Origin of the sequence: Geosporobacter ferrireducens, assembly GCF_001750685.1 — a bacterium.
Taxonomy (GTDB): domain Bacteria; phylum Bacillota; class Clostridia; order Peptostreptococcales; family Thermotaleaceae; genus Geosporobacter; species Geosporobacter ferrireducens.
This window is the reverse complement of record NZ_CP017269.1, coordinates 5228733-5244235: the sequence shown is the minus strand read 5'-3', so window position 1 is coordinate 5244235 and position 15503 is coordinate 5228733. Positions and strand designations below refer to the sequence as shown.

Below are 15503 nucleotides of genomic sequence, written 5' to 3'. Positions count from 1 at the left end.
TCACATTCTTTCTGTCAATTAATTTCCTAAATCTTTTTTCACCTTCTCAAATTCGGTAGCAGCATCTTTCTTAAAGGCCTCAGCAACCTGCTTAGGTGTCATTTCTCCTGTAGCTATCTTCGTTAAATAATCATTTCCTAATGTCTTATACATGAATGGATTACTGCTGGCATCTGTAAACTGATAGTAATTAGGATTTCGTATAATATCTTGACAACTCTTTGTAAACTCGGAGACCTCTACATTATCTAAATCATATTTAAAAGGTCTTAATCCTCCTGCAAGTTTTGCAAAAGCCTCACAAGATTCTGGGCTTAAAGAGAATAGCAAAAATTCTTTTGCTGCTTCCGGATAAGCGGTTTTACTGTAGATAGAAATATAGTCAGGCATATTTATGAAAGAAACTGGGGTATCAATTTTTCCATCCTGAGGAATAGGTGCCATCACGATCTCATACTCTTCTGGCCAAGCCTCTGACATTTCCTGCTCTAACCAATAACCATTCAATATCATAGCAACTTTATTATTGATGAATTCCATCTGTACTTGGGTATGATCCAGGGCTGTTGTTCCTTCCATAATCCAACCTTTTTTGAATAAATTATCAAATTTTTCCCAAGCTGTTAAAAGAGCTGGATCTCCATATATCTCAGGATCTGATGGATTTTTAAATTCATTGACAAATCTTTCAGGTCCTAATTCTTGTATTTGCCAGCTTCTCATAAAGGGTTTTACATAGTTTGGATATTTTCCTGGATAGGTTAGTGGAGCGATTCCCTCAGCTTTTATGGTCTCGCATAAAGCTTCGAATTCAGGCCAAGTCTTAGGATACTCCAACCCCTTTTCCTTAAACAGCTTCCCATTATAAACAACACTCATAGGTCCTGCTGACCAGGGCACTGCATATTTTTTGATGCCTCCGTTATTTTTACCTAAGTCAAAGAAAAATTTATCCTTTGCAGCATCCGATATGTAATCCTTTAGTACTAAATCCGTACCTGGTACCTTTTCATCATAAAACTCTGTTAAATCCATTACCAATCCTTGAGGGCCCCACTCTTCCCATTTACTACCATTGGTCATAAATATGTCCGGCGCATCTACACCACTCTCAATAATAGGTGTAATTGTCTCCATCAACTTTGCATCTCCCACAAGCTGGATCGTTATATTCTCGTGGTTTTTTTCGAACTCTTCCTTCAACCATTTTTGCCATCCATCCCCAAAACCTGCTTGAAAGAACATTACTTTTAATGTAATTTTTTTATCAGCAGATGTGCTAGACTCAGCTGTTGGTGTGGTCCCCTTTTCACCGCAGCCAGATAGTGCCATAGATAGCACGAGTAGAATAAGTACCACTGATAGCATTTTGTTGAATTTTTTCATCTCTTTTCCCCCTTTTATTTTTATAAATGACTTTTTGAAATCAAATTACACAATTTATGAAAAATTATGAAATATTGTTTTATATATATTATAATACTATAAAATATTTTTTCAATATAAGAATAGAACTTTATTTCGCTTTTTACTTATAAAAAAGACGTCCTTATGGACGCCATTTATAATCTGAACCGATAGGTTATTCCTTTCCATTTTTGAGTTGCATTTTTTCATATGACAAAGGATCATGAGCAAAAGATTTCATGATTCTGTACTTCCATTTTCTTAATTTTTTTAGCTTCTCTACGATTTTCTCGTCTACTAACTTTATAATTAAGTTTATTAATGTCACGAATATTTTTTTAATATATTATTTAAGCTTTAGACTAGATATGATATGGTCGGTTTCTCGTACATAATCTGGAATGCTCTGGTAGCGTTTTTTCATTAAGCACATAAATAAAATATCTATCACTGTTAATTGAGCGATTCTTGAAGAAATCGCCCCTACGCGGAGCTGCTGTTCCACTTCTATGGTATTGATGTTGATATCAGAAATAGCACTAATTGGATTTCGCCCTAATCTGGTTATAGAAATCGTTTTTGCGCCTCTTTCCTTACAGAGTTTTAACGCATTATACACTTCCTGTGTCTTACCACTATTAGAAATACCAATAGCAACATCATCTATATTAATGTTTGACGCAGCAACCAATTGCAAATGGTAATCGCTATGTAAACTGGTCAACATGTTGATTCGCACTAATTTGTATTGGAAATCCAAGGCTACGATATAAGAACTTCCTATACCGAAGAGATGAATACACTTTGCTTTAAGGATTTCATTTACACTCTCCTCTATTAGATGAGTTTTTATGATAGCAGCGGTATTCTTTATAGCGTCGATATTGCCCAAGGCTATTTTTGAAATGATATCTTCAGTGGAATCATTTACAGTAATTGCCTCATATAGATTCTCAGTGTTGATAGTATCCTTAGAAGTATCCTTGGCAATGGCAATCTGTAGGGCTTTAAATCCACTATATCCTAGCTTTTTAGCAAGACGAACCAATGTAGCAGGACTCGTATCTGTGGCATCTGCAATTTCATAGGTAGTCATATTACATATTTCATTATAATTCTGCATTATATACTCAGCGAGTACTTTCTCCGCCTCTGTGAAATCATGCTTCATGTTATTGAAGATTACCATATTGCTCATTACCCTTCTCCTTCCACTTGCCTACATTTATTATATAAACTGAATGCTACTATTCATCCCAATAAATAGCTTTGGAGATAGAATTAGCCGCATCAATATATTCAGCTGCTTTTTTAGCTGTTCCAATTATTGAATTTGAACGATTGATTTTACTATCATCACAATCCACATTTGTTACGAGAGCGGAGATGCCTGCTGCCAGCATTCCTGCCATACTAATTTTTTGTGCTTCATAATATTTAAGTCAATATTATCAAATGCAGCTGACGTAATAACGTAGGTTAAGATTCCAATTTTAAAATGGGTTTTACCAATCATTTGTATCAACTCCTTTTAAAATACAAAGATAGGTGTTCCTTTCAACGCTATCATCTTTAGCTATTATATCAAGGTTTATATTAATTTCAAAGTGTTGACATAACCTTTTCTTTTTATTTGAATCTATTCAAAAGTAGGCTTTGGCATAACATTTAGCATTTGGTTTTCTGATTTCCTTATTATATTGCAAATTCCCCCATCTTTTTTGCCTTACCTCGGCAAACAGTGAAGAACTACCATAAATTCGTCTATATATATAGAAATACCATTTTTTACTCATTAACTTCATCTGATGGAGCTACCCTTACCTAACTAAACCCATACATGCAAAGAAACCGCATTAAATGCAGTTTCCAAACTATCTTTTAAAAATCAGTTTAAGACAGCTCCTTTTAATGATTTTCTATAATTCTTTTTAAATAGGTTCCCACTATGTCAGAAAATTTCTCTATATTTCTAGTGTATACAAAATCTTTCCCATAAATTAGTTTTTCCGCCTCAAGTTCCTCTTCTTTTCCTGTAAATACACCAAAAAGTAAAATTCCATTTTTTCTAGCCTTTCTTACTTCAAGTGCAGTATCTTTTATTGCAGTCATTCCTTTATAGAATGCTTCTCCTCTTATGGTTCTTATACTATCATTTAAAATTTTTACATCATTGGGCTTTCCATCGCTTAAAACAATTAATATTTTATTTTCTTCACTTCTATTTAACAGACCTTGGCATACGGCTTGAATGGCAAGACCATCCCTATTGTTTCCAGCAGAAAAGTATTCAAATATATTTTCATTTGCACTTCGTGGACAGTTATAATCTCTAAATCTTCTAAGAATGGTATAGTCTAAAAAATTGCAAAAGCTCATTACTCTATTTGGGATTCCTGCAAGGGTTAATGCCTCAGATATGATATACCCCTGAGTAGCCACTTTTCCCTGTCGTACTTGTTGAGAACCGCTGGCATCTAGTAAAATATCTACTACATATCCACCTTTTTGATTGTCTATTACTTTTGTAAATAATTTTTGGTTATTACTTCTTCCAACTCTCCAAAGCTTATTTACAGCCAATAGTCCACTATCAGAAGGAACTATTGAATTTTCTTGCTCTGCCGTTAGTGTTTTTAAGATCACTTCTTTTAGTTTTACAATATTTCTTTTGTGGACCTTTATATTATCTCTAAAACCAGACAAATTTTTCTCCTTTTGCCTTGTCACATACTTTTTTTGAAATACATTATCGCAAGGAGCTCGTAAAACCCCTTCTGTAAAATGAACTCTACACCCTTCATGTACATTTCTACAGACCTTTTTTTCAATCTTTTTTAGTTCTTCTTTTGTAATACAGGATTTACCATAATAGTGTTCTATTTTTTTATAAATTTTCTCTACCATTTCTTCATCAATAGATATAACTCTGTTTTCATTTGGATTGGTAGAAATCTCCTGCTTTAATTCTCCTATAAACTCAACTAAAAGAGAAGATTGCATTCCATCTACTACCTCTGAAATGGCGGCATCTTCTTTATATAACTCTTCATACATAAAAGAAGTAAAGCTTTGATCTTTTGTATATTCTACTTCTCTATACTCTTCTTTTGCATTATTCTCTTCTTCCATTTCATATAGAAAAGTTGGATTCTCTATCATCTCTTTAAAATGAACAAGATATAAAGCATCTATATTTTCTAACAGGGCTAGAGTATTCTCTACATCTTTACACTTTTTTATATCTGAGAGTAATTTTTTTACTTTAGAATCAAAACTTGCATGTTTTCCCATTTGTTCTAGTACATAGGCATACTTTACTTTTTCCATAAAAGTGTTTAGTTTTATTCTAAAATATCGCTCCAGTAAATCTTCTAGTCCTTTTTTCCTTATATCTTCTATTCCAGGTCTTTCCTTGATAAGCTTTTCCTCAACCATTGCATCAGCACACATCTCCACAAGGGGAACAATCAGGTCTTGATCTGCGCCATTTTGTATTCTGTGATTTAAATACTTTTTTATCAGGTTCCAGTCTATGTATTTTCTTCTCGCCCCTGCCTTAGCAGCATAATACACGGCTAGATCTTTAGAGGTTTTTGTAAACTTTTCTAATTCATCTAATTCCTGATCATAATCTCCGCATACGGTCCACATGAGATTTGTAAGCCTATTTTCAAAATCGTATTCTCCATATATCCACTTCATAGTACTCCTCCGTTAACTAGATGGAAAAATATCCTTTGCTTCCCACTTTTCCGGTATTCTAGTTCTTATTACATCTTCTACAATTTCTTTTTCAAATTGATCAAAGGTTTTCCCTGTTACTCCCATATTTATTGCAAGTCTAGGTTTAAGCCCTCTCTTTATGGTTTTAATACTGGCTATTATTCCTCTTAAATCAACAGCTTTTGTAGATATTTCGGAGTTTTGTGCTTTTGTTTGAAGGTCTAAAAATATTCCCGCAAACTGGTCTAATTTATCTTCATGAGCATCTTCAAATTCTAATTTTAGTATAGTCATTAATTTTTCTTCTTCTATTTGTGGTATATCTATCACCATAAACCTGGAAACCAATGCTTCATTTAATTCTTTTGTTCCTGCATACTCATAATTCATTGTTCCAATAAATCTTGTTGCTTCATGAAGTTTAATTTTTTCATAGCCTGGAACATCTATAATCTTTCTATAATCTAGCGCCGAGTGCAGTACAACAATGGCATCATTCTTTGCCATATTAATTTCATCAAATACTCCAAATCCCCCATAGGTTGCACATTCATAAACTGCCCCCCTTCTTAACCTTACCGCATTGTCTATGAAAGTGTCGGTTCCTATAAGGCTTGAACTGTCTGTATTGACATGAAAAGATACATTCCATTGAGGTCTTGCAAATATAGCACATAAATTGTCTGAAAGGACATTTTTTCCTGTTGCTTTTGGTCCTGAGAGCAAAATGTTTTCTCCTTCTAAAATTGCAGCAATACACATAGACCATATTTCTTTTCCAAAAAAGAAATTTTTAGGATCGGGAATTCTATCCTTTACCGCTTCGTCTATCTGATAATACTTTCTAAAATAAAGCACATCCTGTATCAACTTTTCTTCTATACCTTGTTTTCTTAAAAAATCAAATACGTCCATAATATTCCACCCTCTATATTTATTAATTTTTTGATTATCTCGAGTATTTTAAAAACCACGAGTGCAGTCATTGTTTTAGTTTCTCGTCTCCGGCAGCGCCCAATGACAGGCTATGCTTTTGACCAGTCCCAATTTATCCGCGGTTGAGTCGAGACACCCTCAGCACAGTTCCCTACTAAGTTGACGTCCTGGGTCCAAGCCGTAGGCAAGCTCATCTGGTTTTTGTGAAAACAATGAGTGGCTATACTCAATTTTAAGGTAGCCATTCTGTTTGTATACTCCAATATATCCACTTATCTCCTGAATTCAATACACTTAATCAACACCTTATAGAAAATAATTATTTAAATAGTTTTACTCTATTTTTAGTAATATTCGATGTACGTATATACTATCCTTTTAATGCCGAAAGAATTATTTTCTAATCTTAGATAAATATTCATATAAAAAACGGACTATGGAATTTTCATTGTCCGTTTGATTAATTGGAAAGTTAGGTCAAAAAAGATGTTGATATTAAGCAAGCAGGGGGTCCTTGCTTGCTTAATTATCATTGTTTTACCTATTCATTCTAAAGATCTTTCAAATACTTACTTTCTAGAATAACTCTAGAATTTATGATATGGTCTTTTTTATCACCTTGAATGCGATTTTTGCATAGTTCGCTATCAAGTGAGCTATAGAGGCAAGGAAATACAGTCCTCACTTGCCTTTGTATACGAGGGTCAGGTTCCCGTCTTTCATACCCCATACTTCATCCGCAACAGAAGATACCTTTTTGGAATGGGTAACGATTATTACGCATTTACCTTCATTATGGGCCAGAGAAGTTAATATAGATAAAATGCTCTCTTCCGTATCAGTATCTAAGTTACCAGTGGGTTCATCGGCAATGATAATGTCAGGATTATGGGATAAAGCTCTTGCAATACCAACTCGCTGTTGTTCGCCGCCGGAAAGCTTGAGGATTTTACGATTAGCGGTTTCCTTATTAATTCCAACTTTTTCAAGCAGCTTATATGCAACTTTTTTCTTATTGTTTTCCTTTGTTTTGCTAATGCACATCGACAGCACAATATTTTCAACAGCGGTAGCGTTTGTTAAAAGATTATAACCCTGAAAAATAACGCCAATACTTTCAGCTCTGTATTTATCACGGTCAATCTGAGAAAGTGGATTGCCGTCAAAATTTATTGCGCCGTCGGTACAATTATCAAGCCCTGAAATCAAAGATAAGAGAGTAGTCTTTCCTGAACCTGACTTGCCCATAATCACGTAGAGCTTACCACTTTTAAACTCCGCCGAAACTTTTTTTAATACGGTTTTCGTTGTGCCGCTGTATTTATAGGATACATTTTCCATTGTTAATAGACTCATGATATTCACCTTAGTTCCTTTCTGAGAGTATTTTTATCGGTTCATATTTTGTGATATACATGATACCTGCAACGCTTGATATACCTGCGAGAACAAGAGAGATTAAAATAATCTGTGTAATGGCGTTCGCACTTAAATTTACCTGAAGCTCTGAAAGTGGTTTAGCCTCTGATGAAAATGTTGGAGCTCCAAGTCCTGTTCTGCCCGACGTTGGCACGCCGCCATTTGTATTATTGTTTTCAGCAGCAAGTTCAATTTGATTTGTAAGCAGGCTATCCGCTACAGGTTGCGATGCCGCTAATCCTACGCCTAAACCAAGCATCAAACATAGCACTGTGATAACCAGCATTTCTGTAAGCAGTCCAAAAACGACCTTAACTTTTTTCATACCCATTGCACGAAGGACACCGATCTCGTATTTACGTTCACGGATCGCAAGGGTTGATAAAAGAATAAGAACCATTGAACCGAGTATCAAAACAACAATCAAGAAGGTATTTGTTACCCTGGCAAGCCCTTCAACAGGCCCTACAACTTTTTTATATCCGGCTTCATCGGTGACAACCTTGTAATAATCAGCCAATCCCTTTTCCCTCAGTTCTTTTTCATAAGCAGGAAGCAGTGTGGGTTCTTTCAAGAAATATTGCGCCGAAACACGCCCGTGTCCAGTAAACATTTCCATATTAAGGGCCGTATCAAAACCGGTAAGAATCTCGTTATTTCTATTTTCCATCGAAGATATTACTTCAGGATTTGAGCCAAGCATAGTATTATCCATATAAATACCTGTAATGGTCAAGCTATGCGTCATTGGGTCATTTTTGTAATAACTGTCCACATCAATGGTGTCACCAACAGATAAGTTGTTAAGGTCTGCGTACTGTTGGCTGACAATACATTCGTTGAGATTTTTATACATTTCACCGCTGATAATTTTACGTGTTCCATTTTTGAAATCATTGCCTACTTCCGGGTTGTCCGTCGCAATGATTTTGCCTTTTACTGGAACTGTTTCAGGGTTTTTTGTACCATCCGCCCTTGTCGCACCGCTAAGAAAATTAGAAATAAAATGATCCATTTCGCTTTCACTTAGTGAAGACAGCTTTCTTGGTGAAATGTCAATTGTTGCCGAAAGGTTTACGCTTTGCAGCAAATCAGACTTTCCAAATTCTATTTGCTGCTGAGGTGTGAGTTCTTTGTAGCTCTCAGCCACTTTTTTGTTTTGAAGCATTTCGAAATCTGTTTCAATCGAAACCTCCGCACCAAATCTCGACTTATAATCTGTAATGATCGCCGATGTTGTTGTGTTAATGATAATAGACACGGCGGTCGTGAGAATGATGGCAAAAATGATGATTGCCATTAAAATGTTTCTGCCCTTATTTCTGCCGATGTTCTTAACGGCATTTGCAATAATGTACATTGTTTGGTCTCTCCTTTAATCAGTATTTGTTTGTTGACATAACATAGTATAGCATATGGATTGTTAGGTTTTCGTTAGTTTACAAAGAGACGGACAACTTTATTGTCCGTCTCTTTGTCAGTGCTTCCGCCTGTCTGGCAGATCATGGTTGGGTCATTTATTGTATTTACATATGAACTTGAAATTCGCTGTCAGGCCTTCTTGATTTTAAGCAAAAACCTGATGTAATTGCCCCTTGTTTACACGCATTTTTACATTCACCGCAACGAATGCATTCCGGCGAGTTAATGTTTTTTGTGATTTCTACATCCATGTTACACTTTCTTTCACAAATCTTACAGCCATTACATCTTTCTTTATCAACACTCATTTGATAAAAACTGAAGCTGTTGAAAAGCGAGTAGATTGCCCCTAAAGAACATATATATTTGCAAAATGGGCGATAAGTAAACACTGAAGCAAGCATGATAAAAACCAGCAGTCCCAGCTTCCAATTAAAGAGAAATCCTAACATGCTCCTTAAGCCTTCATTTTTCAATATCAACGGGACACCGCCTTCCAAGGTTCCTGCTGGGCATATCCATTGGCAGAAATACGGCGGTGCAATGCCAAACTGATTGGTCAAGAATATCGGTAGCGCAATTACAGCCACTAACAATACGATGTATTTTAACCACCGCATAGGGACGTCGATTTTGGGAGGGATTTTTAATTTGGGTACCTTAATCTTATATAACAAGTCTTGCATAAACCCGAATAGACACAGAAAACCGCAAATAAAACGCCCGAGTATAACTCCAAAGAAAATAATTATTCCGATGACATAGAATGAAAAGTTGTGCTTATTTCCTCCAATTACTGCTTGCAGTGCCCCTATGGGGCAAGAGCCGATGGCGCCGGGGCAGGAGTAACAGTTAAGCCCTGGAACGCACACAAGTTTACTTTTCCCTTTCCAAATCTTTCCTGTAAAAAAACCTTGAATATTGGCGTTGGCAATAATTGCAGCTAATGCTTGAATAAAGGGACGACTCTTTATGAAATTTATAATTCCCATAGATTCACCCCAATCCAATACACTCAAAGCAAATGTTTATGGCTTTCTTCAGTACAACCCAATGCTCCTGGCGCAAAACGCCAAATGTAATAAATAGTATTGAAGTGATAAATAATCCATATTTGCTATAAAGATTTATACGCTCTCTCATTTGCCAGTCGCTCCCGTCTCGGCACCTACGTCTCCCAATCGTTCTTCGATCATTTTTAAATAATTTTCAGCAGGATTTTTACCGGGAACCCCAAGTTCTGAGTCACCTACAAGATTTCCATTTCGGTCAAAAAATACGGTTGTAGGGTATCCGGTAACTTCTTTGAGAAGCGATTGCTCTAACTGTTCGTTTGGGTAGAGCGTTTGGAATGTGCAGCCTAATTCTTCTATAATTTTTTTTGCAAGCTCCGATTCTTCATTGGCATCAGCGCAAATCGTAATCATATTGACGTTATCAGGTAACATCTCATAAAGTTTTTGCAGATCAGGCATTTCATTTACACAAGGGCCGCACCATGTTGTCCAAACATTAACCATAGTAAGGTCATATTCAGCAAGGTTATCTTGTGTAAAGACGTCGCCGTTAAGGGTTTTTGTGCTAAAGCTATTCATATTTACATCTGAAGACAGCTTTTCTATTTCAGCAGGGAACAGGCAGATGCTGTTTTTAAGAGATTCACGGGCGGATAGCAGTTTCTCGATATTGGATTTATCGGCATTTGTTGGTGTAATGACAGAATAATCATCATTATACGCGAAATAATAGGTATCTTTACCGAGTGTGGTAATAGGATCTACATGGGAAAACAAATTATTAATCCTCTCCAATTCCATCTCAGCATTTTCATCATTGGCAGGAATCCGCAAAATAATAAAGCATTGAAAAATACCGTTTTTTAGAGCTTCCATTTGTTCTTCCTCACTGACGTTGGAATTCTCCGCTTCTGAAATCTTCTCAGAAAGATACATAAAATAAATGGAATACTGTGAACCTACATAATTAAAACTTCCGCTGTCACTTAAGTCCTTCATGATTTGCGGAAGAGTGAATCCAAATCCCAACTTGTTAAGCACTATACCATTGGCGTAATCGAAATTGCTGTTGCTGATGGTCTTCATTCCAGAATCACCATATTGCTTGTTGGCAAAAACTGTGTCCTTGTTATCCTTACATGCAGTAAGGAAAGTCAGCATTACTAAAGACGCAATCACCAGAGCGATGCCCTTGTTGAACATACTTTTTTGTTTCATATTTTCTTCTCCTTTATCATTTTATTTGTGAGCCTGTACTCAGTATAAAGGAATGATTGTTAGATTAACGTTAGGGAATAGCATAAGGCGCAAAAAAGACGGCCAACTTCCTTCGTTGACCGTCTTGTAATTTGCGTGGAAATGCTGTGAAAATTATTGAGGAAGCTGTATTGAGATTTTTGTACCTTTCACATTTTCACTCGAAGCGCTGATTGTTCCTCCGTGCCTTTCTATGATGGTTTTTACAATGGATAAGCCGAGTCCTGAGCCTGCAATTTTCCGAGAGCGTGAGCTGTCCACCCGATAGAAAGCATCAAATATAAAGGGTAAATGCTCGGCTGGAATTCCTATCCCGATATCTTCAATATCAATTCTAACGCACTTATTTATTTTGCTTCCACGAACTGCAATACTTCCTTTATCCCGGTTATATTTATATGAGTTTTCGATCAGGTTAAAAAAAGCTCTGTAAAGAAGCGCCGCGTTTCCATAGAATGATATAGCGTCACATTCGATATTATAAGTGATTCCGCAATGTTCATATATCGGCGACAACTCATCAAATATTGTCTCAAACATGGCATCTAGATAAACTTCTTCCTTTAATTCATCCGCCTCCTCATTTGGAGAAGCCAGAATTAATAAATCGTTTACTATTTGCGCCAGCCTGTCAACGCTTGCTTCCATTATATGCGCATTTTCCTTATATTCGTCCAATGTGGTGGATTTGTCTATTCTAAGCACCTGAATTCCCGCTTTCATTGTGGCAAGGGGTGTTTTTAGCTCATGTGCGGCACTTGCCGAGAAACGTTTTTGCCTGTTAAATGCTTCTTCTAATCGCTCAAGGGCTTGATTGAAACTCTTTGTCAGGCTACTCACTTCGTCATGTGATAAACTTTCAGTTAATCTTTGAGATAAGTCCCGTTCGTCAATTTCAGTCACCTGTTTGCTCAAATCTTTGAGAGGCCGCAGGGCTTTCCCGGAAACAAAATATACAAGCCCTGTTCCGACAGTAGTTAGCGCAAGAAAAAACATTATGCTTTTCAAATCAAAATCTCTCTTGGCTGTTCTTAAAGGCGTAACACCATTTTCTATTCTGTTATCGTCCATACCTTGAATCACCAGATCGCCCGAATTATCATCCGCTTTGGTTATGCTGATTGAACCGTTTATTAAAGGTATAAGAGTTCTTTGCGCGTTTAATATGGAGAATGCGGTCAATGCCGCGGAGCATATTATCAACACGATGGCTGTGAGTATTGTAATCCGCCATTGCAAAGTTAGTTTCATAAATAACTTCATTCTTGCGCCTCCTCTATGATATAACCTTGACCACGGATTGTTTTTATTACTTCTTCATTGCTGAAGTCAGACAGCTTCTTTTTTAGTGTATGAATATGGTAACGCAGGGTATTTGAAAAAGGATCGAACTCACTATCCCATATATGTTCCACTAATTGTTCCGCACTGATAATTTTATTCTTGTTCAAAATAAGGTACTCAAAAATACTATATTCTTTTCGTGTCAAATTCAATACATTGTTATCACAGATTACCCTTTTAGCATTTGTGTCAATGATAAAATTATCTAGCATAATTGTTGTCGGAGTCCCTGAAAAATTTCGGCGCAGTAAATTTCTGATTCTTGCTTCTAATTCTCCAAAATCGAAAGGCTTAATAAGATAATCGTTTGCACCTTCATCCAGTCCAAGAATTCTCTCATCAACTTTCGTTCTTGCAGATAGAATTAATATCTTTGTATCTGTATCTTTTTTACGAATTGTCCGCAATACGTTCAAGCCATCTATTTTCGGGATATTCAAGTCTAAAATGATAATATCGTACTCATGGATTTCGTAATATTCTAAGGCTTCTTCGCCATCAAATACCGTATCAACCGCATAGCCTACCTTACGCAGTCCCTTCGCTATAATAGCTGAAAGCATTTCTTCATCTTCAACAAGCAATATTTTCATAAAAACACCTCTGTATATTATTCATTTTTTATATTATATCAAAAGGAATGTTAGTTTTTCGTTTGTTTTCTTTTATATTTCATTCATCTACGATGAATCACTTAACATTCGTTAGATTTCCGTCTTTCATACCCCATACCTCATCAGCGACAGAAGAAACTTTCTTTGAGTGGGTGACTATGATAACGCATTTACATATATGAGGTACTTCGTCAACTTCATTTTTCTTTTCTTTTAAACAAAATTTCGAGGTAATCGCACCTCCTTTGCATACGCCTTTGCAGTCGTTACAACGAATACATTCTAACGAATTGATGTTTTTTGTAATTTCCACGTTCATTTTACATTTTTTTTCGCAAATCATACAGCCGTTACACTTTGACTTGTCAACGTGCATTTGGTAAAAGCTGAACCGATTAAATAATGAATAAACAGCACCTAATGGACAAATATATTTGCAGAACGGGCGATATGTGAGAATTGATGCAACTACTATGAAAGTGAGTATACTCATCTTCCAACTCCACAGAAAGCCTAACATATTACGCAAGCTCTCATTTTTTATAACAAGCGGTATGCCTCCTTGAAGCGTTCCAGCCGGACAAATCCATTGACAAAAGTACGGTGAGGCTATTCCAAACTGATTTGTCAGAAGAATCGGCAATGTAATCACCGGCACTATCAGAACTATATATTTAAATCCGCGCAGTGGTCTATCCATCCTTTGGGGAATTTTGAATTTAGGTACTGGAATTCTATACAGTAAATCCTGAATAAAACCGAACAGGCATAAAAACCCGCAAATCAAGCGTCCAAACACAACGCCAAATAGTATGAGTATTCCGATAACATAGAAAGAGAAATTATGCTTGTTTCCACCTAATACTGCTTGTAATGCCCCTATGGGGCACGCCCCCAGTGCGCCTGGGCAGGAGTAGCAGTTTAACCCCGGCACACACACGATTTTGCTGTTGCCTTTCCAAATCTTTCCTGTTAAGAAACCTCCGATATTCGCGTTCGTAACGACAGAGGCTATTGCCTGAATAAAAGGGCGACTTTTAAGGAAATCTATTATTTTCATATATTCAACCCACCCCTATACATTCAAGGCATATCTTGACCGCTTTTTTCAACACAACAAGATGTTCTTCCCGGAGTAATCCTGCGGCAATGAATGAAACAGAAATGGCCAGTAGTGCGTATTTGCCATAGGACGTCATTATCTGCACAAACTTTTTCATTGACCATTCACCACCATACGCAAGCGTTCGTTAATCAATTTCAAATACGCATCTGCTACTTTTCCATCAGCCGATGGCGCGCCCATTTGTGGGTCACCGACAATATTCCCTTCGCTGTCAACAAAAATTGTTGTGGGAAAAGCTTGCACTTCATTAAGTAAGGATTTTTGAAGTTTTTCATCAGGAACGAGTGTTTTAAAAGTACATTCTATCCTCTCCATAATTTTCCTCGAAAGCTCAGGTTCCTCCTTCGCATCACCGCAAATCGTTATTAAGTTTACATTGTCGGGCAACATATCGGAATATAGTTTCTGCAAGTCAGGCATTTCTTCTATACAATAAGTACACCATGTTGTCCAAATATTTACCATTGTAAGGTCGTATTTTGCTAAGTCATCGTTGGTAAAGATGCTGCCGTCCAGTGTTGCTGCACTAAAATCATTCATGTTGATATCACTCGAAATAGTCGGTGGCTCGTAGCCTCCAAAATCATCCTTACCAAGAGGAAACATACAAATACTATTTTTCAGTGCATCGAATTGTGCAGCAAGTAAATCCACATCAGCCTTATCCGTTTCATTTAGCGCAAAGCTGGAAAAATCATCGTTGTATGCAAAATAATAGGTATCATTTCCTCGGACTGTGATAATGTCTACATGGGAATAAGTGTCTTTAACCTCCTGCAATATTTCAGCGGCCATGTCGTCCTTTGAGGGAATACGCATAATGGAATATAAAGCAGGGGCGTTTTCCGACACGATTTTTTGCATTTCCTCCGGGGTTGGAGCATCATCTTTAAGCTGTGCTTCTCTTATCAGCTCTGATAAATTGTTAGGATTAAAGCGAAGCGTAATTCCATACCCGGGCATAACGCCGAAAGAAGTTTTTCCAGCTTTGTTCAATTCTGAGATTTCAGGTGTCAACTGCAATCCAAATCCCGCCGATTTGAGCATCATACTGTTTTCAAAATCGACGGCTGTTTTGTTGATTGTCAACATATCTGTTTCAGAGAATTCCTTGTTGACAAAAATGCCGCTGCCTTGCCCACAGGCCGTAAGCAGACTTAATGTCATGCAAATAGTGATGAGGAGTATGAGGGGACTCCTTTTCTTTTTTAAGTTGTTCATATTATTCGCTCCTTC

Annotated in this window: 15 protein-coding genes and 1 pseudogene; all 16 read right to left on the bottom strand. The window is 36.7% G+C overall.

The genetic code is table 11. From position 1 onward, the window contains the following. Positions 1–18 precede the first annotated feature (18 nt). The 16 genes and pseudogenes from Gferi_RS24605 to Gferi_RS24550 all read right to left on the bottom strand — a co-directional run bounded on the left by Gferi_RS24605 (position 19) and on the right by Gferi_RS24550 (position 15488). Positions 19–1386 (bottom strand): ABC transporter substrate-binding protein, encoded by a 1368-nt coding sequence (locus tag Gferi_RS24605; protein ID WP_069980757.1) that lies wholly within the window; start codon positions 1384–1386, stop codon positions 19–21. A gap of 204 nt (positions 1387–1590) precedes the next feature. Beyond that, a pseudogene (locus Gferi_RS29620) lies at positions 1591–1723 on the bottom strand (IS91 family transposase); the annotation flags it as partial. A gap of 30 nt (positions 1724–1753) precedes the next feature. Continuing rightward, positions 1754–2605 carry a MurR/RpiR family transcriptional regulator gene (locus Gferi_RS24600; protein WP_069980756.1) on the bottom strand — a complete coding sequence of 284 codons (852 nt, stop codon included), beginning with the start codon at positions 2603–2605 and terminating at the stop codon, positions 1754–1756. A gap of 49 nt (positions 2606–2654) precedes the next feature. After that, positions 2655–2819 (bottom strand): hypothetical protein, encoded by a 165-nt coding sequence (locus tag Gferi_RS28365; RefSeq protein WP_156782478.1) that lies wholly within the window; start codon positions 2817–2819, stop codon positions 2655–2657. Positions 2820–3315: 496 nt separating this feature from the next. Next, positions 3316–5112 carry a cobaltochelatase CobT-related protein gene (locus tag Gferi_RS24595; protein ID WP_069980755.1) on the bottom strand — a complete coding sequence of 599 codons (1797 nt, stop codon included), beginning with the start codon at positions 5110–5112 and terminating at the stop codon, positions 3316–3318. 12 nt (positions 5113–5124) lie between these two features. Continuing rightward, complete coding sequence (locus tag Gferi_RS24590; protein ID WP_069980754.1) at positions 5125–6048, bottom strand: AAA family ATPase; 924 nt, start codon at positions 6046–6048, stop codon at positions 5125–5127. 702 nt (positions 6049–6750) lie between these two features. After that, positions 6751–7425 carry an ABC transporter ATP-binding protein gene (locus Gferi_RS24585; protein WP_069980753.1) on the bottom strand — a complete coding sequence of 225 codons (675 nt, stop codon included), beginning with the start codon at positions 7423–7425 and terminating at the stop codon, positions 6751–6753. A 10-nt stretch (positions 7426–7435) separates the two neighbouring features. Beyond that, complete coding sequence (locus Gferi_RS24580; protein WP_069980752.1) at positions 7436–8848, bottom strand: ABC transporter permease; 1413 nt, start codon at positions 8846–8848, stop codon at positions 7436–7438. 166 nt (positions 8849–9014) lie between these two features. Then, on the bottom strand, positions 9015–9902 hold the full coding sequence (locus Gferi_RS24575; protein ID WP_156782477.1) for a 4Fe-4S binding protein: 888 nt from the start codon (positions 9900–9902) through the stop codon (positions 9015–9017). A gap of 4 nt (positions 9903–9906) precedes the next feature. After that, complete coding sequence (locus tag Gferi_RS29335) at positions 9907–10053, bottom strand: CD1871A family CXXC motif-containing protein (RefSeq protein WP_252100482.1); 147 nt, start codon at positions 10051–10053, stop codon at positions 9907–9909. Further along, positions 10050–11144, bottom strand: a complete 1095-nt coding sequence (locus tag Gferi_RS24570) for a TlpA family protein disulfide reductase (RefSeq protein WP_069980751.1) — start codon at positions 11142–11144, stop codon at positions 10050–10052. The genes Gferi_RS29335 and Gferi_RS24570 overlap by 4 nt, the downstream gene beginning before the upstream one ends. A 153-nt stretch (positions 11145–11297) precedes the next feature. Then, the gene (locus tag Gferi_RS24565; protein ID WP_083273755.1) at positions 11298–12446 is read right to left on the bottom strand and encodes a sensor histidine kinase; all 1149 of its coding nucleotides are present in this window, start codon (positions 12444–12446) and stop codon (positions 11298–11300) included. Next, a complete protein-coding gene (locus Gferi_RS24560) occupies positions 12443–13120 on the bottom strand; it encodes a response regulator transcription factor (RefSeq protein ID WP_069980750.1) in 678 nt (225 codons plus the stop codon). The genes Gferi_RS24565 and Gferi_RS24560 overlap by 4 nt, the downstream gene beginning before the upstream one ends. 97 nt (positions 13121–13217) lie before the next feature. Further along, positions 13218–14201, bottom strand: a complete 984-nt coding sequence (locus Gferi_RS24555) for a 4Fe-4S binding protein (protein WP_069980749.1) — start codon at positions 14199–14201, stop codon at positions 13218–13220. Positions 14202–14205: 4 nt separating this feature from the next. After that, on the bottom strand, positions 14206–14340 hold the full coding sequence (locus tag Gferi_RS29330) for a CD1871A family CXXC motif-containing protein (protein WP_252100483.1): 135 nt from the start codon (positions 14338–14340) through the stop codon (positions 14206–14208). A 17-nt stretch (positions 14341–14357) separates the two neighbouring features. Next, complete coding sequence (locus Gferi_RS24550; RefSeq protein ID WP_069980748.1) at positions 14358–15488, bottom strand: TlpA family protein disulfide reductase; 1131 nt, start codon at positions 15486–15488, stop codon at positions 14358–14360. Between the last annotated feature and the right edge of the window lie 15 nt (positions 15489–15503).